We start from the raw sequence: 25725 nt of genomic DNA, 5'->3' as shown, positions 1-25725 counted from the left end.
CGTTGTCCGGATGGGTCGCTGGGACGGCCATGGATCACGTGTGGTCTTGCCCTCTGGTGAAGCTTCTACTGAGAAACGCTTGTACTGTGACGCTGGTTCGGACTGGTGGCTGACGCTGGCCTCAACTCGTGCTGACGCTGATCTTGCTCTGGCGAAACGGGGTATTGCTCTGTGCCGCTGGGTATTTCGTGACGCTTGGTGCTCCCCCCACGACGCCTGTTCATGACGAACACGGCGAGCGGAGCACGACCGTCGTCAATACTGTCACAATCCGTTATCCGAACGTTACAGATTTGCCGAACTCTTGGGAAGCCCTCAGCGGTCTGGGCGTGGCGTGGTCTGTGACGCCGATATCCCCCTGCCAATGGTTTTGGCACAGTCCAACCTTGAGCGCTGGCACTCTCATGTATAGAGTGCTAGTCGGCACTGTGTGATGTGCGTGTGCCAGTTCGACTACTGAGCAGGGGTCCCGGCACCCGCGACGACGGGGCTGATGCGCAGGGTCGAGTCCGGGTGGCCACTGGTGATTGCGGGCCGCTCGAAACAACACCGATACCGATGGTCCGGGACAACAGTTCCGGACGACCGTAAATCCCCTGAAAGTGGAGGGCTCAACGTGGCGAGCGTGAACATCAAGCCGCTCGAGGACAAGATCCTCGTCCAGGCCAACGAGGCCGAGACGACGACGGCCTCCGGCCTGGTCATCCCCGACACGGCGAAGGAGAAGCCGCAGGAGGGCACCGTCATCGCCGTCGGCGAGGGTCGAGTCACCGACAAGGGTGACCGCATCCCGGTCGACGTCAAGGAGGGTGACACCGTCATCTACAGCAAGTACGGCGGCACCGAGATCAAGTACCAGGGTGAGGAGTACCTCATCCTGTCGGCGCGCGACGTGCTGGCCGTCGTCACCAAGTAGCCGATAGGCACATGCGTTCCGCCCCGGTGTCTTTCGCGACCCGGGGCGGAGTGCGTTCGGCACAGAACACACAGGAGCTGACAAACACATGGCAAAGCAGATCGAGTTCGACGAGAAGGCTCGTCGCGCTCTCGAACGCGGCGTCGACAAGCTCGCCGACGCGGTGAAGGTCACCCTCGGGCCGCGTGGTCGCCACGTCGTGCTCGCGAAGGCCTTCGGTGGCCCCACCGTGACCAACGACGGTGTCACCATCGCGCGCGATATCGACCTCGAGGACCCCTTCGAGAACCTCGGCGCACAGCTGGTCAAGAGCGTCGCCACCAAGACCAACGACGTCGCGGGCGACGGCACCACCACCGCCACCGTGCTGGCCCAGGCGCTGGTGCGCGCGGGCCTGAAGAACGTTGCCGCGGGCGCGAATCCGATCGCGGTCGGTTCGGGCATCGCCAAGGCCGCCGACGCGGTCTCCGAGGCGCTGCTCGCGCTGGCCACCCCGGTCTCCGGCGAGCAGGCCATCGCGCAGGTGGCCACCGTCTCCTCGCGCGACCAGGAGATCGGCGAGATGGTCGGCAAGGCGCTGACCACCGTCGGCAAGGACGGCGTCGTCACCGTCGAGGAGTCCTCGACGCTGCAGACCGAACTCGTCGTCACCGAGGGGGTGCAGTTCGACAAGGGCTACCTCTCGCCCTACTTCGTCACCGATGCCGACAGCCAGCAGGCGGTTCTCGAGGACGCCTACATCCTGCTGAACCGGGAGAAGATCAGCTCGCTGCCGGATCTGCTCCCGCTGCTGGAGAAGATCGCCGAATCCGGCAAGCCGGTGCTGATCATCGCCGAGGACGTCGAGGGCGAGGCGCTGTCCACCCTGGTGGTCAACTCGATCCGCAAGACCCTCAAGGCTGTCGCGGTGAAGGCCCCGTTCTTCGGTGACCGTCGCAAGGCGTTCCTGGACGATCTGGCCGTCGTCACCGCGGGCACCGTGGTCAACCCGGATCTGGGCATCACGTTGCGCGAGGCGGGCATCGAGGTGCTCGGCAAGGCGCGCCGCATCGTCGTCACCAAGGACGACACCACGATCATCGACGGTGCGGGCACCGCCGAGGACATCGCGGCCCGTGGCGCGCAGCTGCGCCGGGAGATCGAGGCGACCGATTCCGATTGGGATCGGGAGAAGCTCGAGGAGCGCCTGGCCAAGCTGGCCGGTGGCGTCGCGGTGATCAAGGTCGGCGCGGCCACCGAGACCGCGCTCAAGGAGCGCAAGTACCGGGTCGAGGACGCGGTGAGCGCGGCCAAGGCCGCCGTCGACGAGGGCATCGTGCCCGGTGGCGGCACCGCCCTGGTGCAGGCCGCCGCCAAGCTCGTCGAACTGCGTGACTCGCTGTCCGGTGACGAGGCCGTCGGCGTCGAGGTGGTGCGCACCGCGCTGCAGGCGCCGCTGTACTGGATCGCCACCAATGCCGGCGTGGACGGCGCCGTGGTGGTCAGCAAGGTCGCCGACGGTAAGGAGGGCTTCAACGCCGCCACCCTCACCTACGGTGATCTGCTCACCGACGGCGTGGTGGACCCGGTGAAGGTGACCCGCTCCGCCGTCGTCAACGCGGCGTCGGTGGCCAGGATGATCCTCACCACCGAAAGCGCCGTGGTCGACAAGCCCGCCGAAGAGGAGCACGACCACAGCCACCACGGCCACGCGCACTGAGTGCAGGCCGCACGGCAAAAGGCCCCTGGGACCGCGCGTCCCGGGGGCCTTCTCGTGTGAACAATATGAACAGAATGTCAGCTAATGAGTCGAAAAATATCAACCGCAGCGACTGATTTCGTCGGGCAGATATCTGACCGCCAGCCCGATCGTGTGCCGACAACCGGCGAAAGTCCGGAGTGACGGATTTCTCAGGAGGCGACCGGCGGTTGCTCGGCGGTGATGGCTGCGAGCACCCGGCCGCGCAGGGCGGCGGGCGGCTCGACCGCGGTCGCCACCGCGATGGCGGCGAGGACTTCCTTCGTCTCCTGTACTTCGGCCATGAATTCCGCGCGTAGCGCGGGGTCCTCACCGTCGAGCACTTCCTGTAACGCATCGTGGTCTTCGTCGTCGATCGATCCGAGCGCGACGGCGTGCGCGAGATCGATCCGGGCTTCGTTCATCTCACGTCACCCCCAAACTTTTCTTCAGTCGTGTCAATCCGTCCCGTATACGGGACTTAACGGTCGGTAACCCTACGCCGAGATGAGTGGCGACCTCGGCATAGGTTCGCCCGCCGTAGTAGGCGAGCGAAATGGCCTCTCGTTGGGTCTCGGTCAATGTCCCCAGACCTTCCAGGACGGCCTGTTGTTCGAGTCGTCGCTCCACTTCTTCGGTGACCTCATCGAATTCGTTGCCGAGAACCCTTATCCCGTAAGCGACTTCGCGCATGGTATGGGCCTGTTCGGCGCGGACCCGGTCGACGGCTCGCCGGTGAGCGAGGGTCATCAACCACGTGACCGCGGATCCTTTGGCCGCGTCGAAACTTGCTGCGGTCCGCCAGATCTGGAGGTAGACCTCCTGTGTGGTCTCCTCCGCGTATCCGGGGTCGTGCAGTACGCGTAGCACCAGACCGAAGACGCGCGCGCACGTTCGGTCGTACAGCTCAGCGAATGCCTCCTGGTCGGACCGGCCGCAACGCTCTAGAAGTGCGGCGAGCTCGATACTTTCGGCGGCGCGTGCCGTAACCGCAGATTCCACCCGAGTGCCGGATGGGATGGCTTCTCTTCGGAACGAGTCGCCCTCTGCGGCCGGCGGCCGCGTTGTCACAACGCTCCATTCTGTGTCATCGGTCACTACCGTAGCGGGCCGCTATGGGACCCCGTGCGGTGGGGTACCGGCAGACCGCGCGCCGACTAGCAACTCTCCGGTAAATCTCGACACGCCAGGCGTTTGTGGAGAGGGACACGCCATGACACGCCGACGCTTATCGCGAAACGCCGTATGTGCAACCGACTTCGGCTTGTGGCCATCGCCGGGTGTTTGCTAGGCATTCGGCGCGCCGCACCACTTGGATGGGAAGAAGTTCGTTTTATACGGCCATGCGACGACGGTTGCGCCGGGCGTGCATCTCGCGCTCGGTCTCGGACATACCGCCCCAGATGCCATAGGGTTCGCTGACTTTGAGCGCGTGGCTGCGGCACTGCATGAGCACCGGGCAGGCCCGGCAGATCTCCTTGGCGCGCATCTCGCGCGCGGTGCGGGCGCGGCCGCGTTCACCGTCCGGGTGGAAAAACACCGCGGAGTCCTGGCCTCGGCAGGATCCTCGCATCTGCCAATCCCAGACGTCGGCGTTCGGTCCGGGGAGGTGGGTAGGCATGGGCATGGTGAACTCCTCGTGGTGCGAGCTCGTCAGCGTTGTCGAGCAGTTGTTCTGCAACAGTTGTGGCCACGGCGCTGGGTCGGCGGCGTGCCCTCGGCTCGCCTATTACGGTCGCTGCAATTTCGCGCGGCGCCGACCGTGGCGATGAGCTACGTTAGGTCCAGCCGCGAAATTCCGTCAATAGTTCGATGCAGCCGTTTTCTAAATCTTAAGCTGCGAAATTTAACCTCCGAGCTGTTTACTTTTAACGCCTGTCCGGTGATACTGATCGGTTGGCCAGAGGCCGGCGTGCCTTCGTATGGCGTCAGTATTCCGCATTCCCGCAGGTGGGAACGGGTTCGGTAGTTGCATCACCATCGGTAGGTGGTCCATCCTGGCGTGTGGTCTGTCACAGCGTAGATCGGCGGCTGCGGCGACCGGTCGATGGGAGATGGCAGAAACGGGGCGCTGAGGTTAATTGCGCGAAACGCATGTGAATTCCGATCGCACGCGCTACGGGATTGCCAGGACACTTTTACTTGATGGAAACACGGTGCCGGGCCCAGAAATGCTGAATGGTAGCCGGATGTACCTCGCGCACGGTTTCCTGCCGCGCGATCACTCGCGTCGCTCGGGATAGAGTTCGGCCGTGTTCGCGCCAGCTTCCCCTATATATATCGAGTCCGCCATGCTTGCCGAGGCGGCGTTCGGCGCCTGCCCCGGACATGCCGCTACCGAGTTGCCGGGTGCCGCGCACCCGCTCGATACCTGGTATCGAGCGGTGATCCTCGGTGGCCAGGGGCGCTACGCCGCGGCGCGCGAGGAGTTGCGCTCGCTACGCGCCAGCACCACCGATCCGGTGTTGCTGTCGCTGGCCGCGAGTACCGAGGGTTCGCTGCTGCGTCAGCTCGGCTGGCATGCCCGCGCCGCGGCATTCGACGGTCGCGCGGCCGCGTTGATCCTGCCGACCGGAGCCGGAGATCGGGACGCGCCCGGACCGGATCGCACCGACGCGGTATGCGATGCGCTGACCGGACTCGCGGCCGACGCGCTCGGCACGGGCCGTCTGGCGCTGGCCACCCGGCTGCTGCGGCGCAGTCACGACGAGCTGACCCGAGCGGGGGCGGCGGCGGGCTGGCGACCGCTGATCCGCTGGCATTGGGTCTGCGCGGAGACCGCACTCGCCTCCGGAGCCGCCGACACCGCGGCGCCGCACGCCGCGACGGCCCTCGCGCTGGCCGAGGACGGGCCCTCGGTCCGACACCGCGTGAAGTCCCGGCTGCTGGTCGCCGCGACCGCCGCGGCATCCGGTGACGGCGAGCGCGCGAGTGTGCTCGCCGACGAGGTCGCCGAACAGTGCCGCGAGCACGGATTACTGCCATTGCGTTGGGCCAGTTCGATGTTGCGCGCCGGGGTGACGACCGGGGGACGCGCGAGCGAGGCCGAAGCCGACGCGCAGTGGTGCGCCGCGACCATCGCCCGTCGTGGCGGGCGCTTTCGTCCCATGAGTGAGTCCCGGGCATGATCAAGACGCGACCGTGTTGCCCGGATCCACCGCTTGTATCGCTATTGTTAGATCCGTTCCGCCCCTTCGGTGGAAGCACTGGTCTTCACCGACGGTGCCACTTGTAACGCCAGGAAAATCTCTGACGATGACGAACACGGGCGAAGAGTTGGACCTCGCCGTCGCTGCCGCAGCGCAGGGCGACAGATCCGCTTTAGCCCAGGTACTCGAACTGGTCCGCCCGTTGGTGGTGCGCTATTGCCGCGCGCGGATCGGCGCCGCGGAGCGTGGACAGCTCTCCGCGGACGACGTTGCGCAGGAGGTATGTCTGGCTGTGATGACAGCCTTGCCCCGGTATCAGGACCAGGGCAGGCCCTTCATGGCCTTCGTATACGGAATCGCTTCGCACAAGGTCGCCGACGCTCATCGCAATGCCGCCCGTAACAAGGCGGAGGCAATGGCCGAAGTACCAGATGTCATATCCACCGACCAAGGCCCGGAACAGCGAGCACTGGAATCCGAAACGAGCAGGCAGATGAATAGCCTGCTCGCGACGCTTCCGGAGAAGCATCGCGAGATTCTGATCCTGCGTTTGGTCATGGGTTTGTCAGCAGAAGAGACCGCAGTCGCCGTGGGCAGTACGGCGGGTGCGATACGCGTCGCCCAACACCGGGCGCTCGCGAAACTGAAGTCACAAGTGGCGAGGGCAGGTGAAATGTATGGCTAGGGATGGCGAGCGCGGTCGGGGCGACTGGAAGGCGCGACGTGGATCGCGGAACAGCGGTCCCTACGCCGGGGGCGGTGACACCGGGCCGGTGGACATCGCGGCGGTGCGCCGAGACGATGCGCTTATTGACGCCATCGCTAGCAACGGGCCGGTGCAGACCGACAGCGCGGAGGAGTATCAGCTCGCGATGCTGCTGGCGGACTGGCGAGCGGAGCTGATTTCGCCACCGCTGCCGGGTGGACCGGACCTCGATGAGATCGTTGCCGCGGTCAACCAGGAGATCGGTGCCCGGCAGGTTCGTATCGGCGCGCAGTCCAGTGGGCGACTACGGCTTGTTCGCCCGATCCTCGGGACAGCGGCCGCGCTGGCTCTGGTCATCGGCGGTCTGTCGGCCTTCTCTTATGGCGCCGCGCCGGGTGATCCGCTGTGGCGGGTCAAGGAGGTCGTGTTCAGCGAACAGGCGCAGTCGACCGTGGTGCAGCGTGCCGACAGCGATCTGGCGAGCGCGAAAGTGATGCTCGACCAAGGCAATACGGAGCAGGCCAGGGCAAAGCTGGAGGGCGCCAAGGCGAATGCGGAGCTGATCGACGATCCGGTCAAGCGGGACAAGCGGATCAGTGAGTTCGACGCATTGCTCGCGGAGTTGAGCAAGCGGGCACCGGAGATCGCGAAGTCGCTCGCGCCGAGCACGTCGACGCAGAACCAGGTGACCGAGGGCACGACCAAGCCGTCCACCAAGCCGTCCACCGATGCCGGGTCGACCTCAGGGGTGCCGCCGGTCGATACGACAGCGCCGTCGACGGAGCCGACCACGCCGGGCAAGCCGACCGTGCCGACGACACCGCCGCAGGTGACGACCACCGAAGCGCCGCCGGCGCAGCCGACTCAGGTGCACACGAGCCCGCCAGCGCCGACCACCGTGGCGACCCCGCCCACGGTGGTCGAGCCGTCCGTGGACAAGGGCACACCCGCGCAGCCGCCGACCCATCAGCAGCCGCCGACCTTCGTGGTTCCCACTGGTTTGCCGTCTTTGCCCGGGTTTCCCGGCTCGGGACCGGCCACGTAGCCGGGAGTTGGTACTACACAAGCGTTTTGGCTCTAGAAAGCGCTGAAAACCCCGCAGCAGCGCTGGGGTGTGCGGATATCCGGACGCCCCAGCGTGCGCGTGCGTCGACATCCGAATTACCGTGCGTGAACCGATCGCCGACCGGCGGTCGGCTTCTTGTCTGTCAGCTATTTCACATCGCGCCCGCGCGTCAGCGCGCCTGATACGCGGCGCGCGATATCAGCTGTCGAACCCGTCGAACCCGTCGCCGTGAAAGGCCTCGTTCATCGAGGCGTCGGCGTATCCCCGGCAGTAATCCCAGGTGACGTACGCCTCCGGCATCGGGTCGTAGGCGGGCTCGTGCGGGCGCACCGTGCCGTCGACCAGCAGCTGAAGCAGGTTGGCGCGCAGCATGTCCCAGTCGTGGTAGTGGTCTTGTCTGCAGTCCTCGCAGCTGACCACGAGTCCTCGAATGCCGCGGTGTGCTAGTAGTGCCTCATACACCGCGAGGTCGGCGAGATCCTCCTCGACCGCAAGGCGCTCGTGGGGATCCAGCGGCTCGCCGGGCTCGATTGCGTCGAGTGCGGCGGACGGGTCGGAGGGGTCTCCGGCGAACGGATCCGGCGGCAAGCCAGGTGGTAGATGGTCACGCACACCCCCACGGTACGCAGAACAGGGTGCTCTTCGCCAGCTATGTGGCGCGCCAGTTTCGGCGGTGGGCTCAGTTCATCGGTGTGTTTGCGGGACAGATACCATGGGTGCAGGCGCCGACCAGTATCCGACATCGCTGGCGGAGCCGCCACCGTCCATTCCATCAGTCCACGACGCCGGTCATCCCGGCGTTCGTTGCTTTCGACGTCCAGGAGGGGTCGATCCGAATGAGTAATCCCGTATCGGGCGAACGAATCGCGGTCCGCCCTCCTACGGGTGGTGACGATCCGAACAAGATCGCCATGCTCGGCCTTACGTTCGACGATGTGCTGCTGCTACCGGCCGCTTCGGATCTCATCCCCAGCTCGGTCGAGACCTCCAGCCAGCTGACCCGCGAGATCCGGCTGCGCACCCCGCTCTGCAGTTCCGCGATGGACACCGTGACCGAGGCGCGCATGGCCATCTCCATGGCCCGCGCCGGCGGCATGGGCGTCCTGCACCGAAACCTCGCCGCCGCCGATCAGGCCGCGCAGGTCGAGACGGTCAAGCGGTCCGAGGCAGGCATGGTCACCGATCCGGTGACCTGTCGCCCCACCGACACCCTGGCCGAGGTCGACGCAATGTGTGCGCGCTTCCGCATTTCCGGCCTGCCGGTGGTGGACGAGACCGGCGCGCTTGTGGGCATTATCACCAACCGCGATATGCGCTTCGAGGTGGATCAGAACCGCCGGGTCGCCGATGTGATGACCAAGGCGCCGCTGATCACCGCGCAGGAGGGTGTCACCGCCGAGGCCGCGCTCGGTCTGCTGCGCCGCCACAAGATCGAGAAGCTGCCGATCGTCGACGGCAACGGCCGCCTGCGCGGACTCATCACCGTCAAGGACTTCGTCAAGACCGATCAGTACCCGAACGCCACCAAGGACCGCGACGGCCGCCTGCTCGTCGGCGCCGCGATCGGCGTCGGCGAGGACTCCTGGTCGCGCGCCATGAGTTTGTCCGACGCCGGGGTCGATGTGCTGGTCGTCGATACCGCGCACGGCCACCAGGCCGGTGTGCTGCAGATGGTGACCAAGGTCAAGGCCGAGGTCGGCGATCGCATCCAGATCGTCGGCGGCAATGTGGCCACCCGGGCCGGTGCGCTCGCCCTGGTCGAGGCCGGCGCGGATGCGGTGAAGGTCGGTGTCGGCCCCGGCTCCATCTGCACCACCCGCGTGGTCGCCGGTGTCGGCGCGCCGCAGATCACCGCGATCCTCGAGGCCGTCGCCGCGTGCAAGCCGCACGGTGTTCCGGTGATCGCCGACGGTGGCATCCAGTTCTCCGGTGATATCGCCAAGGCCATCGCGGCGGGCGCGTCCACCGTGATGCTCGGCTCGCTGCTGGCCGGTACCGCCGAATCGCCCGGTGAGCTGATCCTGGTGGGCGGCAAGCAGTTCAAGAGCTACCGCGGCATGGGCTCGCTGGGCGCGATGCAGGGACGCGGTCAGGCCAAGTCCTACTCCAAGGACCGCTACTTCCAGGACGACGTGCTCGCCGAGGACAAGCTGGTGCCCGAGGGCATCGAGGGTCGGGTGCCGTTCCGCGGACCGGTCAACCAGGTGATCCACCAGCTCGTCGGCGGGCTGCGCGCGGCCATGGGCTACACCGGGTCGCAGTCCATCGCGGATCTGCAGCAGGCGCAGTTCGTGCAGATCACGGCGGCGGGTCTCAAGGAGAGCCACCCGCACGACATCACGATGACCGTCGAGGCGCCGAACTACACTGGTCGCGGCTAGCCTGCTTGACGTTTGTGTACTGGACAGTACGGTCCGTGCATGATTGACCCTGTTCGCGGGCACTCGGGTCGTGGTTGCGCCATGGGCCCGGGCCGCGGGTTCGGCTGTGTCCGGACCGACCCGAGGGCGTATGGAAGCGCCCGGAGGAAGTGAACGACACGAGCCCGTGAGCCGTGCGCGGTGGCTCCTGGCCAGCTGCCCGCGAACTGCCGTGCCCAAGCGCGGCAATACAACACAGCAAGGAGAACACGCGTGCGCGACATGGTCGAGATCGGCATGGGCCGGACCGCCCGGCGTACCTATGAACTGGACGATGTCGATATCGTCCCGTCGCGGCGGACCCGTTCGTCGAAGCAGGTATCGCTGGCGTGGCAGATGGACGCCTACCGGTTCGAGATCCCGTTCCTGGCGCACCCCACCGACGCGCTGGTCTCGCCGGAGTTCGCGATCGAACTCGGCAGGCTCGGCGGACTCGGCGTCATCAACGGCGAGGGGCTGTGGGCGCGGCACGGCGATGTCGCCGCGAAGATCGATCAGCTGCTCGAGCTGGTCGCCAAGGGGGGCTATGAGCGTGCCGTCGGGCTGCTGCAGGAACTGCACGCCGCGCCGATGCAGCCGGATCTGCTGGCCGCCGCGGTCGCGCAGGTGCGGGCCGCCGGTGTCACGGTGGCGGTGCGGGTCAGCCCGCAGAATGCCCGCGCGCTGACCCCCGCGCTGCTACAGGCCGGTATCGACCTGCTGGTGGTGCACGGCACCATTATCTCCGCCGAACACGTCGGCGACGGTGAGCCGTTGAACCTCAAGACCTTCATCGCCGAACTCGACGTGCCTGTGGTCGCCGGTGGCGTCAGCGATCACAAGACCGCGCTGCACCTGATGCGCACCGGCGCCGCGGGCGTCATCGTCGGCTACGGCTCCTACCCGGGTGCGACCACCACCGGCGAGGTGCTGGGCATCGGCGTCCCGATGGCGACCGCGATCGCCGACGCCGCCGCCGCGCGCCGCGATTACCTGGACGAGACCGGTGGGCGCTATGTGCACGTGATCGCCGACGGTGACATCGCGACCTCTGGTCAGCTGGCCAAGGCCATCGCCTGCGGCGCCGACGCGGCCATGCTCGGCGTGCCGCTGGCCCTGGCCGCCGAAGCGCCGGGGCGCGGCTGGTACTGGCCGTCCTCGGCCGCGCATCCGTCGGTGCCGCGCGGTTCGCTGCTGCACGTGGAGGATCCGTGGGATCTGGGCGGCGAGCTGTCCGGTGACACCGGCGAAACCGTGCGCCCGAGCCTGGAGCGGGTCCTGTACGGCCCCTCCGACGACCCCTTCGGCTCCCTGAACCTCGTCGGCGGCCTACGCCGCTCAATGGCCAAGGCCGGTTACTCCGACCTCAAGGAATTCCAGCGCGTGGGCCTGAGCGTCCGCGCCTGACCAAATCCGACAGGTTGCTCTTCGAGTCGAGTCCGACCACCTTTGACTCCCCTCGCCGCCCGGGATCTCAGCGGACGCGGGTGGGGGTGCGGAGGAATTGCTGGATGGCGTGGTTGACGGCGGCGGGGTGGGTCATGGTGACGGCTAGGCGGGCGCCTGGGATCTCGACGTAGGTCGATCCGGTGAGACCGGCGGCCAGTTGTTCGGCGCGCTCGCGGGCAATGCCGCTGTCGGTGGCGTGAATCACCAAGGTGGGACAGGTGATTTCGGATAAGCGGTCCAGCACCGAGTCGCGGCCGAGCAGGCAGCCCGCGGCCACCTCGATGCCGCGGCGGTCGCGGGCCAGCCAGCGCTTGGTCCAGATCGACCGGTACCACTCGTCATCGCCGATCAGCCAGTGCGCGAGTTGTTCGACGGCATCCTGTCGGGAGCCGTCGTCGTACCACGCGTCCAGGAACTTCTGGGTCGCGGTGGATTGTTCGGGTGTCGGACCGTGTGCCTCGGTGCTGATCAAGATCAGCGCGGAAACCCGCTCGGGTGCGATGAGCGCGGTGCGCAGTGCGGTGAACCCCCCTTGTGCGGTGCCGCCGACCACGGCGCGTTCGGCGCCGAGATGGTCGAGCACGGTGAGTGCGTCGCGCGCGGCGGTCCAATAGGTGAACGGCAGTCCCGAGTCCCTGGTGCGGCCATGTCCGCGCGCATCCCAGGACACGATCCGGAATTCCGGTGCGAGCGCGGCCTTCTGGGATGCGAACATTGTCCGGTCCATGAAGAATTCGTGTGCGAGTAAGACCACCGGACCGTCGCCGCCACAGTCTTCGTAGTGGATGTCGGCGTCTATCGCGCGGGCGAAGGGCACGGCATGAGAATAACCAGCGGTGCGGGGGCGCGCGGGACGATTTCAGCCCCTCACTAAACTAGGTGGGTGGCAGAAACTCAGAGACCGGTCCTCGTCGTCGACTTCGGCGCACAGTACGCACAGCTGATCGCCCGGCGGGTCCGTGAATCGAGTGTGTTCTCGGAGGTGATCCCGCATACCACCACGGTGGATGAGATCGCCGAGAAGCAGCCGCTCGCGGTGATTCTGTCCGGCGGACCGTCCAGCGTGTACGCCGAGGGCGCGCCGCAGTTGGACGCTCGCCTATTCGATCTCGGCATTCCGGTCTTCGGCATCTGCTACGGCTTCCAGGCCATGGCGCAGGCGCTCGGCGGCACCGTCGCGCACACCGGCACCCGCGAATACGGCCGCACCGACCTCAATATCGACGGCGGTCTGCTGCACGGCGGCCTGCCCACCAAACAGCCGGTGTGGATGAGCCACGGCGACGCCGTCACCGACGCGCCCGAGGGTTTCGAGGTCACCGGCACCAGCGCGGGCGCCCCGGTCGCCGCGTTCGAGGATCGGGCCCGCAAGCTGGCCGGCGTGCAGTACCACCCGGAGGTGCTGCACTCGCCGCACGGTCAGCAGGTGCTCAGCCGTTTCCTGCACGAACTCGCCGGTATCCCGGCCACCTGGACCCCGGCCAATATCGCCGATTCGCTGATCGCCTCGGTGCGCGAGCAGATCGGCGACGGTCATGCGATCTGCGGGCTGTCGGGTGGCGTGGACAGTGCGGTCGCCGCCGCGCTGGTGCAGCGTGCCATCGGTGACCGGCTGACCTGTGTGTTCGTCGACCACGGCCTGTTGCGCGCGGGAGAGCGCGAGCAGGTGCAGCAGGATTTCGTCGCCGCGACCGGCGCCAAGCTGGTGACCGTCGACGCGGTGGACAAGTTCCTCGGTGAGCTGAAGGGTGTCACCGATCCGGAGGAGAAGCGAAAGATCATCGGGCGGGAGTTCATCCGCTCGTTCGAGGACGCGGTCTCCGAGGTCGTCGCCGCCGACGGCGCGGTATCGGATTCCGGCCCCGCGGTCGAGTTCCTCGTGCAGGGCACCTTGTACCCGGATGTTGTCGAGTCCGGCGGCGGCGCGGGCACCGCGAATATCAAGAGCCACCACAATGTCGGCGGTCTGCCCGACGATCTGGAGTTCGAACTCGTCGAGCCGCTGCGGCTGCTGTTCAAGGATGAGGTGCGCGCGGTCGGCCGCGAACTCGGGCTGCCCGAGGAAATCGTTGCCCGCCAGCCGTTCCCGGGTCCGGGCCTGGCCATCCGCATCGTCGGCGAGGTCACCGCGGACCGCCTCGACACGCTGCGGCAGGCCGATGCCATCGCGCGCGAGGAGCTGACCGCCGCCGGACTGGACCGCCAGATCTGGCAGTGCCCGGTGGTGCTGCTCGCGGATGTGCGCAGCGTCGGCGTCCAGGGCGACGGCCGCACCTACGGTCACCCGATCGTGCTGCGCCCGGTCTCCAGCGAGGACGCCATGACCGCGGACTGGACTCGGCTGCCCTATGACGTGCTCGAGCGCATCTCCACCCGCATCACCAATGAGGTGCCCGAGGTCAACCGGGTGGTCCTCGATGTGACGAGCAAGCCGCCGGGCACCATCGAATGGGAGTGACTCCGCGATAGGGGCTGATCGAGCGGCTTTCGGGAGTACCGTACGCGGGTAGACCAGTTCCCAGGGGGTCCGGATGGCAGCGAAGAAGCCGCTCTGCACCGTCAACGCGGTGGTCGAGGCGCCGTGTGGGGTCGTGGCCGCACTGCTCACCACGGTGAGCGCCGGTCCGATCGGTCCGGACAACGCCTTCTTCCTCGCCGACGGACCGGATCCCGGGATGGAGCTGCGCGGCGGCCCGAACGAATTCCGGGCCGCGATCGCGGGTGATGCCAATGGGATTCGCGTCGAGGTGGATCGGGCGCAGGCGCTGCTCGTGGTCGAGGGGCAGCGCTGGTTTCGCGCCGAATGCCGGGTATTGCCGCATCCGAAGGGGGCTCGGGTGATCCAGCAGGTGTTCAACGTCGCCACCAGTGGGCGGTGGATGGTGCAGATGATCGCGCGGGGTATCGAGGGCAAGCAGCGAGCGAGTGTGCAGCGTTTGCTGGACCGGATCAGCGAACATCTCGGCTGCTCGGCCTATTTGGAGTAGTGGCGTCGGTGGCGCCGTGCCGCGGAACACCGGCGCTGTTCGGTGTGGTCGGTGCCGGTCGGCCGGCTGTGCCGCCGAGGATGAGTTGCCCGAGTAGCATCCCACCGCCGAGGTAACTGCGGCTCGGTGTCAGTGGCATGAACCGCCCCAATGGAATTCCCAGGTGATCGGTTGGTTGGTCGTCGATGTCGAAATGTTCCATGGGCATTGGCGTTCTCCTGCGCCGGAAAGAAAATGGCCCGTCGCGGAGGCGGGCCATATGTGTCGGTTCATTTGTTGTCGATCAGTGCGGTTTACGTGGCGAGATGACCAGCAGGATGCCCACCACGATGGCGGCGATCACGACGACCCAGCCGAGTGAGACCACGCCGCTGGCAGTGGTGGCCGGGCCGATGAAGGCCCAGATGCTGACGCCGAGGGCGAGCAGACCGACGATCAGCAGCGAGACGGACGGTCCGCGCTTGGTGGTGTCGTTATCGGTTGGGTCAGCCACGATGCACCTCCGCATTGCCGGTCCGGACATGGACTTTCAGGTCGAGCACCGGTGTGCCGTCGGCGTGCGGGCCGGTGATCCCGGTGGGGCAGTGGACATCTCCCAGATTGACGGTGCAGTCGGTGTGCACCGCCATACCCTCGGGCAGCAGGATCTCGGCATCGCCGAGCTGGACCGCGACCTCGACGGCGCGGTTCTCGGTCAGCTTCAGCGACCGCAGATCCAAAGTGCCTGTTCCCACGGTCAACTCGTACTTCGGGGCCAGGTCGGTCATCGAGGTAGGCGTCCAGGTGCGGTCGCCGATGGTGGCGCTGTCGAATTCGATCGGGCCGATCATCGAGGCCAGCACCACGAATCCGGCGAGCGGAGCGGTCAGCACCAGCAGGCCATAGCCGCGGCGCGTGAAGGCGCCGACCACCAGTCCCAGGCCGATTACCGCCAGCGCCACCGCGCCGATCCGGCCGGGTGTCATCCAGTCGTTGCCCGAGGCGGCCATCGCGCCCGCACCCGCCGCGGCCAGGATGGCCAGGCCGAGCACGATCGGGGTGAGCCGGGAGCGGGGGCGCTTCGGCGGGGGCGCGACGATGGTCTGGGCCGGAGTGGGTTCGGGGAGGTCCCAGGCGAGCGGGGCGACGCCGAGCGGATCCCAGGAGGGTGGGGTTATAGCGGCGGTGGTTGGCTGCGCGAGGGCGGAGGCCGGGTTACGGGAGGGTCGATGGGGAGTGCTCGTGCCGGAGCCGGATTCGGTTCGCGTCGAGGGGCCGCCGTCCGTCGTCGGGGTGTCCGCGGCAGATGTCGTGTCCGTGTCGGATGGTTCGCCCGTTGCCGCGGGGTGGGCTCCGGTTCCGGTCGGTGCGGTGCTGTTGTCGAGCGCTTTGGTTTCGGGGTCACCCTTGCTGAGCAGCGCGGTGTCGGGATCGGCCTTGTGTAGCAGGACGGTCTCGGCGTCGGCTGGCGTAGCGCCTGCACCGATCGGCGCGGTGCCTTTTTCGATCAGTTCGGTGTCGGCGTCGCTGCCGTTCGACGGGACGGTGTCGGCAGCTGCGGCGCTGCTCTGTGCGGGGGTGTCCGGGACGTATGCGTCCGGCAGTTTCGTGTACGGCGTGTACATGCTGGTCGGCGGGACATCCGGCGCGTAGAAGTCGCCGGGCACCGTGCGCTGCGGGAATACGGCTCCGGGATAGCCGGTCGCGGTGAGACCGCCGTCGAAGGCGCCGAGCGAACTCGTACCGGGCGGCGGCTGCGGAGTCCGCATATGCAGCATCCACCAGCCCGCCAGCATCAGCGCCATGCTGATCAAACCGGAGCCCGCCAGTCCGACGCCGACCGGTCCCATCGTGCTGACCGCGATGGCGAGCGCCACGATCAACACGATGGTCTTGGTCTGCGACTGCGAACTGTTCCCCTTGCCGAACAGCGACTCGGCCGCGGACGACTGATCACCCGCCTCGCTCAGCAGCAGCCAGGCGAGCAGGTACAACACGATGCCCGCACCGCCGAAGATCGTCGACACCACCAGCGCGACCCGGATGAGCACCGGATCGATGCTGTATCGCTGCCCGAACCCGGCCGCGACGCCCGCGATCGGACCTTGCCGCGGCAACCGGACGGGCCGCGTCTGCCACATCTGGTGGAGCTGATCGCCGAAGCTCGTTTTCGTCATGAATCCCATGGTGGGGTTGACCAGCACTTCGGCGCATCGGGGGGAACCCTGAGAAAATCTCTGATCTCTTTGTACCAAGCGGTCTGTTGTTCAGTCGCAGGGCGGGCGATAGGGGAGTCGGGAGCTGCCGCATCGCCGCTCGAGCCTCGTCGGGTTACAGGAAGATTCGGTCTCCTGTCACCGCGTCGGCGGCGGTGACCGCGGGCGACACCGCCGTCAGGGTCACATAGGACTGGATGGTGAGTGGTCCGCCGCAATTCTTCACGAGCAGGTGGTAGTCGTGGCTGACCAGATAGCCGGTGCCGCCGGGAGCCAGTTCCTTCGTACCCACTTCGATCGGCTTGATCTCGCCGGGCGCGATCGACATGTCGAGGCTGACCCCGGCGTAGATCTTCGGGCCGATGCTCGCGTCGAAGTTCGGCGATACCGAATCTTCGCCGCCGCTGACGCCGATGCTGAACCCGGCGTCGAAGCCGATCCCGGCCTGGATGCCGATCTTCAGATCGAGATCGACCGCGCAGGCGACGAGATACCCCGCCTTAAGCGTGCCCTTCGCGTTCGCGGGGACCTGTGCGTAGAAGGTGTCGTCCAGGAACACTTCTCGGTTGGTCGGCATCCCATTGAGCGGAGGCACCGGGCGGAATTGCTCGTCCATATGCCCCACGGTGATTTCGAATCCCACTGGGCCCGAGTAGTTCTTCTCATGTGGCGCCATGCCCTGTGCGCTGGCGAACGGTGCGCCCGCCGAGGCGAGTGCCACCATGGTGGCGGCGGTTACCAGTGCCGACTTGATGTTCATGGTTCCTCCCCGAAACCTCGCCCCTGCGGAGCGAGTGCTGCCGTCTCCGGCCGCGGTATTGAGTGGGACGTTTTCCGGCCCGGAAGAAACGTATGGCGCGGGGCTGTGAGCTGCCTAAGCCATTGATCGGTGTTCGATCTGAAAAGCACTGGTAGACATGCCCGGCGGCAGTTATCCGGTCCGGCGGTGCCCGAGTCGACGGCGGATCCGCCGGTTGTTCGCTCATGGCGTCGCAAGATGCCTGAGCGCGATATAAGAACGGCAGTTCAGCGTGGCTTTCTTGTCCGGACCGGACAGGAATCGGCGGCCTGCACAAGATCACCACGTCTGAGAACGCCGTAGCGTTCTGCTGATATCGGTCTCTACTGGGAGAACAAGTGTCACGCACCAGGTTCGTCGGCAGCGCTTGTGTCGCTGCGGCATTGGCGGGTACCGGCTTCATCAGCACTCCAGCATCCGCTGATGTGCTCCCCAACCTGACGGGTCCAGCGGTTCCCGCGATCGCCGACCTCAACGGCGACGGCTACACCGACGTGGTGTTCAGCGATTTCGTGCTCGGATTCGGAGTATCGGTTTTCCTGGGCAGGCCCGGCGGAGGTTTCGAGCCCGCGGTCCGCTACGCCACCGGCGGTCAGGCGGACTATGTCGCCATCGCGGACTTCGACCACGACGGCAAACTCGATATGGCCGTAACCAACTTCACCACGAGCGACGTCTCCATACTGATGGGCAACGGCGACGGCACCTTCGCCAAGGCCGTCAACTACGCGACGGACCTTGCCCCCGGGGCGGTGGTCGTCGGCGACTTCGACCATGACGGCAACCCTGACTTGGCCACCTCCAACCAGGCCCCGTCATGGTCGGTGCTCCGGGGCAAGGGCGATGGCACTTTCTTCTCGGCAGAGACGGTCTCCAGCAACCTGGGCGTCGGCTCCGGGTCCGCCGATGTCGCGGACTTCGATGGGGATGGCAACCTCGACCTGTTACGCGGCAACTACGTCAACAGCACCATCCAGATCTACCGCGGCCGTGGTGATGGCACCTTCGCCGCACCGACGACGTTCGGCGAGGGCGCCCTGACCGCCTGGTATGGCATGGCGCGTGACATCAATGCCGACGGCAAGCCCGACATCCTCTTCTCCAACCTGGTCGCGGGCACCGTCTCCACGCTGTCCAACAACGGTGACGGCACCTTCGGCGCGCTCGCGGCATATCAAACCGGCGGTCTGCTCCCGCAGTGCTTCGACCTCGCCGACCTCAACGGCGACGGCATGCTCGACATGGTGGTTGCCAATGGCGGCACCTCCAGCATCAGCGTGCTGCTCGGGACCGGCAACGGCACCTTCGGTTCGCCGCACACATACCCCTCCGGCGGACTCGTCCCCCTGTCCACGCCGATTCTCGCCGACTTCAACGGCGACGGAAAGATCGACGCGGTCATCGGCAACACCGGCTCGGGGAACATCACCCTCCGCTACGGCAACGGTGACGGCACCTTCGGCCCCGCTATCGACTACTCCGCCTGATCGACTGCTACGGGCGGGGCTCTGTCACCGATAGATCAGGGTGATTCCTGATGGTCGGGCGTCGGTGGGGCGTGCCAGTATCGAAGACATGTACCCGTCCATGCCCGCGTTCGATGCTGCCCGAGGGGACGACCCCCGCAGTGCCGCGTGGGGTGCTGGGCCGGGTTCGGGCGTCGCGTCCGGGTTTGCCCCGGGGCCCGGGCGCGGCTTCGGCCCCCCGCCGACGCTGCTGTATACCGAGCCGCCGTATCCCAAGATGGTGCGGCGCTCGGGTGGCCGGATCGTCGGCGGTGTTGCCGGTGGTATCGCCGATCACCTCGGGCTCGACGTGTTCAAGGTGCGGATGGCGTTCGTATTGCTATCCGCGCTGGCGGGAGCGGGGATCGTCGCCTACGGGATGTTGTGGATCTTCACCCCGGGCGGCCACGATGCGGTGAAACCGACCGGTCGGGAGCGTCGACAAGCGATCGGGCTGGCCCTGCTCGGGATCGGGCTCGCGGTCGGGGTGTCGTGGTTGTTCAGCGGGACCGCGGCGCAGGTGATCATGCCGATCGTCGTGGTGGCGGTCGGTGCCGCACTGGTGTGGCGCGAGTACGACACCGACGGCCCGCGGTCGCTGCTCGGGCTGCCCGCGCGCCCCTCGGTGGTGACCTGGTCGCGCATTGTCGCCGGTATCACGATGATCGTGCTCGGCCTCGGTGTGGTGGTGCTGGCCAGGATCGATCTGAGCTCGCTCGGTTCCGCGCTGCTCGCGGTCGCGGTCACCTTGATCGGCGCCGGTCTGTTGACGGTGCCGCTGTGGTTGCGCATGATGCGGGCGTTGAATGCCGAGCGCTCGGCCCGCATTCGCAATGAGGAACGCGAGGAAATCGCGTCCCACCTGCATGATTCGGTATTGCAGACGCTGGCGCTCATCCAGCGTCAGGCCGACGATCCGCAAGAGGTGGTCCGGCTGGCGCGCAGTCAGGAGCGGGAACTGCGCCGCTGGCTCTTCGAGGATTCCGGTCCGGCGCAGTCGAGTCTGGCCGCCGCGCTGCGCACGATCGCGGGCGAGGTGGAGGACCAGCACGGGGTGAAGGTGACCCCGGTGACCGTCGGCGATGTGACGATGGACATCGACGACAGTGGATCCGGTCTACCGAAGGAGCATTTCACTGCATTGCTCGGCGCGAGCCGGGAGGCTCTCGTGAATGCCGCCAAACACGCGGGCGTCCCGGAGATCGATCTATTCGCCGAGGCCGAACCGCATCAGGTGAGCGTCTTCGTGCGCGATCGCGGTGCGGGATTCGATATCGCGGCGGTGCCGCAGGATCGGCAGGGTGTGGCGAAATCCATCCGTGCCAGGATCGAGCGGCGCGGTGGCTCGGTGGAGATCTCGTCCACGCCCGGCCGGGGCACCGAAGTGCGGATCATCATGCCGCGCACCGATTCCGGTGACCAGGACCGAGCCGATGACGTGCTTGTCGACGAACAGGTCGATGGGATACGACAGAAGGTCCGCAACGGTCGATGATCGGGTGCGCTCCGGGCTGACGGCGTTCGGCTGCGGGGCGGGGGTTCGGGAAGTGCCTCGCCGCGAGGCCCCAGGCCGCACTCAGCGCGCCTCAGCTGGTGATCAAGATCAGGTGGACATGGTGGCGGGGGCTTCTCGGGCGATGCCGCCACAGTTTCCACCTGATCTTGGTTTGCATGTGGGGGCGGCGGGTGTGAGGGGAGTTGTGGTACCGATGGAGTGCGGGCGGCCTGCGGGTGGTGCGTGCGTCAGGGTGGTCGAGCCACCGAGGATGAGGAGAAGTAGGTGAGCGTGCGGGTCTTTCTCGTCGATGATCACGCCGTATTCCGGTCCGGTGTGCGGGCGGAGTTGAGCCGGGAGACCGATATGGAGGTGGTTGGGGAGGCCGGTGGCGTGGCCGAGGCGGTTGCCGGGATAAACGCGGCGCGGCCAGACGTGGTTTTGCTCGATGTGCACATGCCCGATGGTGGCGGGGTCGCGGTGTTATCCGGTATCGACGACGGTCCGGTGTGCTTGGCATTGAGCGTCTCCGACGCCGCCGAGGATGTGATAGCGGTGATCCGGGCGGGTGCGCGCGGCTATGTGACCAAGACGATCTCGGGATCCGAACTGGCCGATGGCATTCGGCGGGTCGCCGGTGGCGATGCGGTGTTCAGCCCGCGGCTGGCCGGGTTCGTGCTGGACTCGTTCACCGGCAAATCACCGGTGCCCGAGCCACCTCTGGATCCCGAACTGGACTCGCTCACCCCACGCGAACTGGAGGTGCTGCGCCTGCTCGCCCGCGGCTACACCTACCGCGAAATCGCCGAAAACCTCTACATCTCGGTGAAAACCGTTGAGACACACGCCTCCAACGTCCTGCGCAAAACCCAGCAGTCCAACCGCAACGCCCTCACCCGCTGGGCCCACCGCCGCCGCATCGACTGAACCTCCAGCGCGTTCTAGCTGCCGCGCACGTTTCGTCGGATCAATTCGTGCGCGCCGGATCAATTCGTGCGCGCCGGATCAATTCGTGCGCGCCGGGCCAATTTGTGCGCGCCGGGCCAATTTGTGCGCGCCGGGCCGATTCTGCGCGCCCGTGAAGCCGCGGTGCGGGGCCGTGAAGCTGCGGTGCGGGGCCGTGAAGCTGCGGTGCGGGGCCGTGAAGCCGCGGTGCGGGGCCGTGAAGCTGCGGTGCGGGGCCGTGAAGCTGCGGTGCGGGGCCGTGAAGCTGCGGTGCGGGGCCGTGAAGCTGCGGTGCGGGGCCGTGAAGCCGCGGTGCGGGGCGTGAAGCCGCGGTGCGGGGCGTGAAGCCGCGGTGCGGGGCGTGAAACCGCGCGGCGTCTAAGGGCTGCGGCGCAGCAGGTTCGTGCCGACGGTGATGGTGATTGTCGTGGGAAGGGGCGGCGGGTTACATCAGCGCGATGATGACGGCGATGATGAGGATCAAGCCGATCAGGAGGCCGACGGCGATGGCCAGTGGGGCCATGCTCGCCTCTTTCGGCTTGGCGCGTTGGGGTGCGGCCGCGGTGGGGACCGCGGTATTGCGGTGTGGGCGGGGGAGTGGGGTCGAATGCGGGCTGCGCAGGCCCGAGGCCGAATTGCGGGCGGCCCAGGCCGGAATGGTGCCGTCCTCGGTGCGCACCGGGGCGCCGAGGATATACGGACCGGTACCGGGGCCGAAAGCGGCGGTGAGGATTTCGTCGCGCGCCTCGGCCATTGTCGGCCTGCGCTGCGGGGCGGGTTCCATCATGTGCAGCAGGGCGTTGGTGAGCATGCCGCTGCGGCTGGGCGGGATGATCTGGGCCATGGCCGCGCGATGGACCACGGCATCGGTGTCATCGTCCATGCCGAACGGCGGTTGCCCCTCGATCGCGGTGTACAGCGTCGCGCCGAGGGAGAACACATCGCTGGCGGTGGTCGGCTGCGCGCCGCGCGCTACCTCGGGAGGAAGGTAGGCGGGGGTTCCGGTGATCACGCCGTCGGGTTCGTCGGAGTTGTCGGTCGCACCGCGTGAGATGCCGAAGTCGCTGAGCTTGGCCATGCCGACGCCGGGTCCGCGGTCGGCGACGAGAATATTGCCCGGTTTGATATCGCGGTGCACGATGCCAGCGGCGTGCGCGGCCGCCAACGCGTCGGCGACCTGCGCCCCGATCTGCGCCACCTCGATCGGCGGCAGGGTGTCCACCAGCGCCAAAGCCCTTGCGACACTGCGTGATGGCAGATGCTCCATCACCAGCCAGGGCTCGCCCGCCTCCAGCACCACGTCGTAGACCGCGATGGCGTGCTCATGCGAGAGCTTGGCCGCGACCCGGCCCTCGTGCATGATCCGGTTGCGGATCTCATTGGCCTCCGCCTCGGGGAGCCCGGCGGTGGAGAGCACCTGTTTGATCGCGACATCCCGGTTGAGTAGGCGATCGTGTGCGAGCCAGACCGCACCCATGCCGCCGCCACCCAGCTTCGACTGCAGACGGTAGCGGCCAGCAACCAGATAGTCCGGGCCGACAATGGGACGAGCGCGTTCGGTCACGGGTGCAGGGTAGCGGAAAATGGGGCTAGCTGGCCTGATTCGAGGCCGACACCTAGTGCGTCAATAGCCGATCCGGGTGCATGCCGTCCACCATGCCGATGAAGGGCGGATAAATGCTGTAGCCGAGCATGCGCCGGATTTCCGGCGATACCGCGCGCACGGTATCGCGACTGGTCGAGAGGGTGAACGCCTCCTGGGTGCGCAACCACGGCTCGCAGTACTGCGCGGTGGCGGCCAACCGCGAGCCCGCGGAACGGTTCGCGCCGCCGCCGTGCCACAGAGTGCCGAGGAAGAAGACGCACGATCCGGCGGGCATGACGCCGGGTACGCGCACGTCGTCCGTCTGCGGCGTCCGCCCCTCCGGCCAACGGTGGCTGCCCGGTATCAGCGTCGTCGCGCCGTTCTCGGCGGTGAATTCATCGATCGCCCAGATGGTGGCCGCCGACAACGCCTTTCGCGGTCGCGGCACCGGGTAGAAGCCGTCGTCGGGATGCAGGAGTTGGGCATTCTCACCGGGGGCGATATTGATGATCTGCAACTGGGACAGCAGGTAGCCGGGTAGCAGGAGCCGATCCAAAAGGGCGAGCACGCGGGGATGGTCGACCAGCCGATCGACCATGCGCGTCTTGCCGAGCACGCTGTAGAGCCGCTGAGTCTGGTGTCCCTCGAACGCATTTCGCCCGTTCGGGCCGAGCAGGGGGAGGAGTTCGGTCCGCAGGGCCGCGCATTGCGCCGCATCGAGCAGGCCCTCGAGGATGACGTAGCCGTCGCGGTCGAGGGCGGCGAGATCGGCGTCCACCTGTGCGGCGGGGACGTCGCGCGTCACCCTCACCGTGGGGTGGGTTCGGGACAGGTCGCCTGCGAGGTCCTCGAGCCGTTCGACCGCTGGTTGGGTGTTGCTCATTGTTCTTCCTTCCCCGAGCCGGTTGCTCCGGCCACGAATTCCCACACCTGGTCGGCGACGACGGCGCGATCCGGCCGCGGGCTGCGGGTGAGCGCCACCGCGACGGCCATGTGCACACCGCCGAGGACGGCCGCGACGAGCAGTTCCGGATCGCGATCCGCTGGCACCATGCCCTGGCGCTGGCCCTGCGCCATATTTCGGATGCCGACCTCGATCGCCTGCTGCAGTCGCTGGCGTTCCACGCCCGCCGCTTCGGCGTCACCGAATCGCCCGAGCGCGACGGGGGCGAGCGGATCGTCGTAGAGGAAGTTCACCCAGGCCACGACGCGCGCGTGTTCGCGTTCGCGCCAATCCTTTCCGGCGAACTCCGCATAGGTGACGGTCTCGCCGAGGCGGTCGTAGAAATCGGTGATGACGGCGGTGAGCAGTCCGCTGCGCGAGCCGAAGTATCGGTAGGGCAGCCCGACGCTGACCCCGGCGCGGCGGGCGACGGCCGCGACCTCGAGCTCTCCGGTTTCGCTCAACTCCGCATGCGCCGCCTCCAGCAGTCGCCTGCGTGCCGTCGCGCCGCGACCGGACCATTCTCGCTCGCTCATGTCCTCGATATTAAGTTGAGTTCAACTCAAAAACAACGGCATCGTTGCGAAGTGGTCGAGGTAGGTGCGCGCGCTTGACGGAAGTCGGGGGCGGGTTTCTACTGGGCGGGTATCGAACGTATATTCGATAGCGATCGATAGCTGAGTCGGTGCTGAACCTTGATCGTGTGGGTTCGCTCCGCGTGCTTCGCCTCGGGTCCATCGTGGAAGTAGGTGGTTGTGATGGGTTCGGATGAGGATTCAGGGGCGGGGAGACGGCGGCATGGGATGCCGCCGAGGGATAAACCGACATTGGATGAGCTGCGCCGACGGATGGCGGCGATACCCGGGCGCGGGGAAGCGGCGGCCGAGCGGATACCGCGCGCCGCCGAATTGCGCCGGGAAGCGATGGCCGTACCGCCCGCCCTTGCCGAGCTGTTGCCCGATGGCGGCCTGGTCAAGGGCTCGGTGGTGGCCTACTCGGGTGCGAGTTCGCTATTGGCCGGGCTGCTGGCCGCGGTGACCGAGGGCGGCGGACATGCCGCGGTGGTCGGGGTGCCCCGGCTCGGGCTGCTCGCCGCGGTCGAGATGGGCGCGCAACTGCAACGCCTCGCCGTCGTCGCCGACCCCGGTCCGGATCCAGTAGAGGTGGCCGCGGTGTTGCTCGACGGTCTCGATCTGGTGGTGCTCGGCCTCGGCGGCGCCGCTGTCGCTGCGTCTCGCACCCGCGTCATCGCCGCCCGCGCCCGCAGTAAGGGCGCCACCCTGGTGGTCACCGACGGTCGCTGGCCCAATCCGTCCCTGCGCCTGGACACCCGCGTCGCCGGGTACGGCGGGCTCGGCGCGGGTCGCGGTCGCCTGCGCTCGGTGCGCTTGGAGGTCGCGATCCGTGGCAAGGCGGGTCCGCCCTGCCACGGCCGAATCGAACTGCGTCCCAGCGCGAGTCGAGTGGAATGGGTATCGCTGGAAGCGGTCACCGCGGTCGATGAAGCGACCGTCGAGGCCCACGGTGCGGCGTCATGAGTTCTGTTGCGCGAGGCGGTCCTTCCGTCGATTCGGGGTTCCGACGCGGCGGCCGGGCCATGGTGAGCACAGTGCGGCGGCCCGCAAGTGAGGTGACATGCGGTGCGGCATCGTGATCCGGCTGGATACGCGGTGCCGATCGGCGGTGGGGTTCGGGCGTTACCGGGCACTCCCGGTGCGGTCCTGGTCCACCACCGGCGCTCGAGGGGCGCCGCGTCGACGCCGGTGCCGTCGGCTAGGAGTGGCGGGGATCTTCGTGATCGCGGCGCTGTCCCGTCTCGCGATCGGGTACCGCGTACCCGGGGTGCCCGATTGCTACGCGGGGCGACCG

Annotated in this window: 24 protein-coding genes and 1 pseudogene; 13 read left to right on the top strand and 12 right to left on the bottom strand. The window is 67.3% G+C overall.

Annotated elements, in window-relative coordinates:
• The first annotated feature begins 616 nt into the window (after window positions 1-616).
• Together groES and groL are read left to right on the top strand one after the other, a co-directional pair.
• Window positions 617-916, top strand: coding sequence for a co-chaperone GroES (gene groES, locus ACHQ4I_RS38735; protein ID WP_014981824.1), 300 nt, complete (start codon window positions 617-619; stop codon window positions 914-916).
• 88 nt (window positions 917-1004) lie between these two features.
• The gene (groL, locus tag ACHQ4I_RS38730) at window positions 1005-2615 is read left to right on the top strand and encodes a chaperonin GroEL (protein ID WP_420776890.1); all 1611 of its coding nucleotides are present in this window, start codon (window positions 1005-1007) and stop codon (window positions 2613-2615) included.
• Window positions 2616-2806: 191 nt separating this feature from the next.
• On the opposite strand, the gene ACHQ4I_RS38725 is transcribed toward groL, so the two are convergent.
• The 3 genes from ACHQ4I_RS38725 to ACHQ4I_RS38715 all read right to left on the bottom strand — a co-directional run bounded on the left by ACHQ4I_RS38725 (window position 2807) and on the right by ACHQ4I_RS38715 (window position 4260).
• Window positions 2807-3058 (bottom strand): RskA family anti-sigma factor, encoded by a 252-nt coding sequence (locus ACHQ4I_RS38725; protein ID WP_420776889.1) that lies wholly within the window; start codon window positions 3056-3058, stop codon window positions 2807-2809.
• Between the two features lies 1 nt (window position 3059).
• Entirely contained in the window at window positions 3060-3635 is a 576-nt protein-coding gene (locus ACHQ4I_RS38720) for a sigma-70 family RNA polymerase sigma factor (RefSeq protein ID WP_420777083.1), read from the bottom strand.
• A 331-nt stretch (window positions 3636-3966) separates the two neighbouring features.
• Window positions 3967-4260, bottom strand: coding sequence for a WhiB family transcriptional regulator (locus ACHQ4I_RS38715; RefSeq protein WP_014981828.1), 294 nt, complete (start codon window positions 4258-4260; stop codon window positions 3967-3969).
• Window positions 4261-4885: 625 nt separating this feature from the next.
• Between ACHQ4I_RS38715 and ACHQ4I_RS38710 the strand changes: the two genes are divergently transcribed.
• From ACHQ4I_RS38710 to ACHQ4I_RS38700, 3 genes are all read left to right on the top strand, one after another.
• Window positions 4886-5761, top strand: a complete 876-nt coding sequence (locus ACHQ4I_RS38710; protein WP_420776888.1) for a hypothetical protein — start codon at window positions 4886-4888, stop codon at window positions 5759-5761.
• A gap of 127 nt (window positions 5762-5888) precedes the next feature.
• On the top strand, window positions 5889-6467 hold the full coding sequence (locus tag ACHQ4I_RS38705; RefSeq protein ID WP_040686727.1) for a sigma-70 family RNA polymerase sigma factor: 579 nt from the start codon (window positions 5889-5891) through the stop codon (window positions 6465-6467).
• On the top strand, window positions 6460-7533 hold the full coding sequence (locus ACHQ4I_RS38700) for an anti-sigma-D factor RsdA (RefSeq protein ID WP_420776887.1): 1074 nt from the start codon (window positions 6460-6462) through the stop codon (window positions 7531-7533). Before ACHQ4I_RS38705 ends, ACHQ4I_RS38700 begins: the two co-directional genes overlap by 8 nt.
• 219 nt (window positions 7534-7752) lie before the next feature.
• On the opposite strand, the gene ACHQ4I_RS38695 is transcribed toward ACHQ4I_RS38700, so the two are convergent.
• On the bottom strand, window positions 7753-8166 hold the full coding sequence (locus ACHQ4I_RS38695; RefSeq protein ID WP_040686729.1) for a DUF5319 domain-containing protein: 414 nt from the start codon (window positions 8164-8166) through the stop codon (window positions 7753-7755).
• A 224-nt stretch (window positions 8167-8390) separates the two neighbouring features.
• On the opposite strand from ACHQ4I_RS38695, the gene guaB reads away from it, so the two are divergent.
• Window positions 8391-9935, top strand: a complete 1545-nt coding sequence (guaB, locus tag ACHQ4I_RS38690; RefSeq protein ID WP_420776886.1) for an IMP dehydrogenase — start codon at window positions 8391-8393, stop codon at window positions 9933-9935.
• Window positions 9936-10187: 252 nt separating this feature from the next.
• Entirely contained in the window at window positions 10188-11360 is a 1173-nt protein-coding gene (locus tag ACHQ4I_RS38685; RefSeq protein ID WP_420776885.1) for a GuaB3 family IMP dehydrogenase-related protein, read from the top strand.
• Between the two features lie 67 nt (window positions 11361-11427).
• On the opposite strand, the gene ACHQ4I_RS38680 is transcribed toward ACHQ4I_RS38685, so the two are convergent.
• Window positions 11428-12219, bottom strand: coding sequence for an alpha/beta fold hydrolase (locus ACHQ4I_RS38680; protein ID WP_420776884.1), 792 nt, complete (start codon window positions 12217-12219; stop codon window positions 11428-11430).
• Between the two features lie 66 nt (window positions 12220-12285).
• Here ACHQ4I_RS38680 and guaA point away from each other — a divergent pair, with 66 nt between their 5' ends.
• A complete protein-coding gene (guaA, locus tag ACHQ4I_RS38675; protein ID WP_420776883.1) occupies window positions 12286-13860 on the top strand; it encodes a glutamine-hydrolyzing GMP synthase in 1575 nt (524 codons plus the stop codon).
• 73 nt (window positions 13861-13933) lie between these two features.
• Window positions 13934-14389, top strand: a complete 456-nt coding sequence (locus ACHQ4I_RS38670; RefSeq protein ID WP_420776882.1) for a hypothetical protein — start codon at window positions 13934-13936, stop codon at window positions 14387-14389.
• A 283-nt stretch (window positions 14390-14672) separates the two neighbouring features.
• On the opposite strand, the gene ACHQ4I_RS38665 is transcribed toward ACHQ4I_RS38670, so the two are convergent.
• From ACHQ4I_RS38665 to ACHQ4I_RS38655, 3 genes are all read right to left on the bottom strand, one after another.
• Window positions 14673-14882 (bottom strand): hypothetical protein, encoded by a 210-nt coding sequence (locus tag ACHQ4I_RS38665; protein WP_420776881.1) that lies wholly within the window; start codon window positions 14880-14882, stop codon window positions 14673-14675.
• Complete coding sequence (locus tag ACHQ4I_RS38660) at window positions 14875-16554, bottom strand: PspC domain-containing protein (protein ID WP_476445421.1); 1680 nt, start codon at window positions 16552-16554, stop codon at window positions 14875-14877. The genes ACHQ4I_RS38665 and ACHQ4I_RS38660 overlap by 8 nt, the downstream gene beginning before the upstream one ends.
• Before the next feature lie 145 nt (window positions 16555-16699).
• Window positions 16700-17344, bottom strand: coding sequence for an MspA family porin (locus tag ACHQ4I_RS38655; RefSeq protein WP_420776879.1), 645 nt, complete (start codon window positions 17342-17344; stop codon window positions 16700-16702).
• A 377-nt stretch (window positions 17345-17721) separates the two neighbouring features.
• Here ACHQ4I_RS38655 and ACHQ4I_RS38650 point away from each other — a divergent pair, with 377 nt between their 5' ends.
• From ACHQ4I_RS38650 to ACHQ4I_RS38640, 3 genes are all read left to right on the top strand, one after another.
• On the top strand, window positions 17722-18870 hold the full coding sequence (locus ACHQ4I_RS38650; protein WP_420776878.1) for an FG-GAP repeat domain-containing protein: 1149 nt from the start codon (window positions 17722-17724) through the stop codon (window positions 18868-18870).
• A gap of 256 nt (window positions 18871-19126) precedes the next feature.
• Window positions 19127-20383, top strand: a complete 1257-nt coding sequence (locus tag ACHQ4I_RS38645; RefSeq protein ID WP_420777082.1) for an ATP-binding protein — start codon at window positions 19127-19129, stop codon at window positions 20381-20383.
• A 291-nt stretch (window positions 20384-20674) separates the two neighbouring features.
• Window positions 20675-21310: a response regulator transcription factor gene (locus ACHQ4I_RS38640; RefSeq protein ID WP_354951859.1), complete on the top strand. Its 636-nt coding sequence runs from the start codon at window positions 20675-20677 to the stop codon at window positions 21308-21310.
• Window positions 21311-21388: 78 nt separating this feature from the next.
• On the opposite strand, the pseudogene ACHQ4I_RS38635 reads toward ACHQ4I_RS38640, so the two are convergent.
• From ACHQ4I_RS38635 to ACHQ4I_RS38620, 4 genes and pseudogenes are all read right to left on the bottom strand, one after another.
• Window positions 21389-21694, bottom strand: a pseudogene (locus ACHQ4I_RS38635) (hypothetical protein); the annotation flags it as partial.
• A gap of 79 nt (window positions 21695-21773) precedes the next feature.
• Window positions 21774-22892 carry a serine/threonine-protein kinase gene (locus ACHQ4I_RS38630; RefSeq protein WP_420776877.1) on the bottom strand — a complete coding sequence of 373 codons (1119 nt, stop codon included), beginning with the start codon at window positions 22890-22892 and terminating at the stop codon, window positions 21774-21776.
• A 52-nt stretch (window positions 22893-22944) separates the two neighbouring features.
• Window positions 22945-23796: a phytanoyl-CoA dioxygenase family protein gene (locus ACHQ4I_RS38625; protein ID WP_420776876.1), complete on the bottom strand. Its 852-nt coding sequence runs from the start codon at window positions 23794-23796 to the stop codon at window positions 22945-22947.
• A complete protein-coding gene (locus ACHQ4I_RS38620) occupies window positions 23793-24392 on the bottom strand; it encodes a TetR/AcrR family transcriptional regulator (protein WP_420776875.1) in 600 nt (199 codons plus the stop codon). The genes ACHQ4I_RS38625 and ACHQ4I_RS38620 overlap by 4 nt, the downstream gene beginning before the upstream one ends.
• Window positions 24393-24659: 267 nt before the next feature.
• Here ACHQ4I_RS38620 and ACHQ4I_RS38615 point away from each other — a divergent pair, with 267 nt between their 5' ends.
• A complete protein-coding gene (locus ACHQ4I_RS38615; RefSeq protein WP_420776874.1) occupies window positions 24660-25394 on the top strand; it encodes a hypothetical protein in 735 nt (244 codons plus the stop codon).
• The last annotated feature ends 331 nt before the right edge of the window (window positions 25395-25725 follow it).

The sequence above is a fragment of the Nocardia nepalensis genome (genome assembly GCF_048910785.1).
Taxonomy (GTDB): Bacteria; Actinomycetota; Actinomycetes; order Mycobacteriales; family Mycobacteriaceae; genus Nocardia; species Nocardia nepalensis.
Note: the sequence above shows the minus strand (reverse complement) of the source record. Positions and strands in the feature narration are given on the sequence as shown.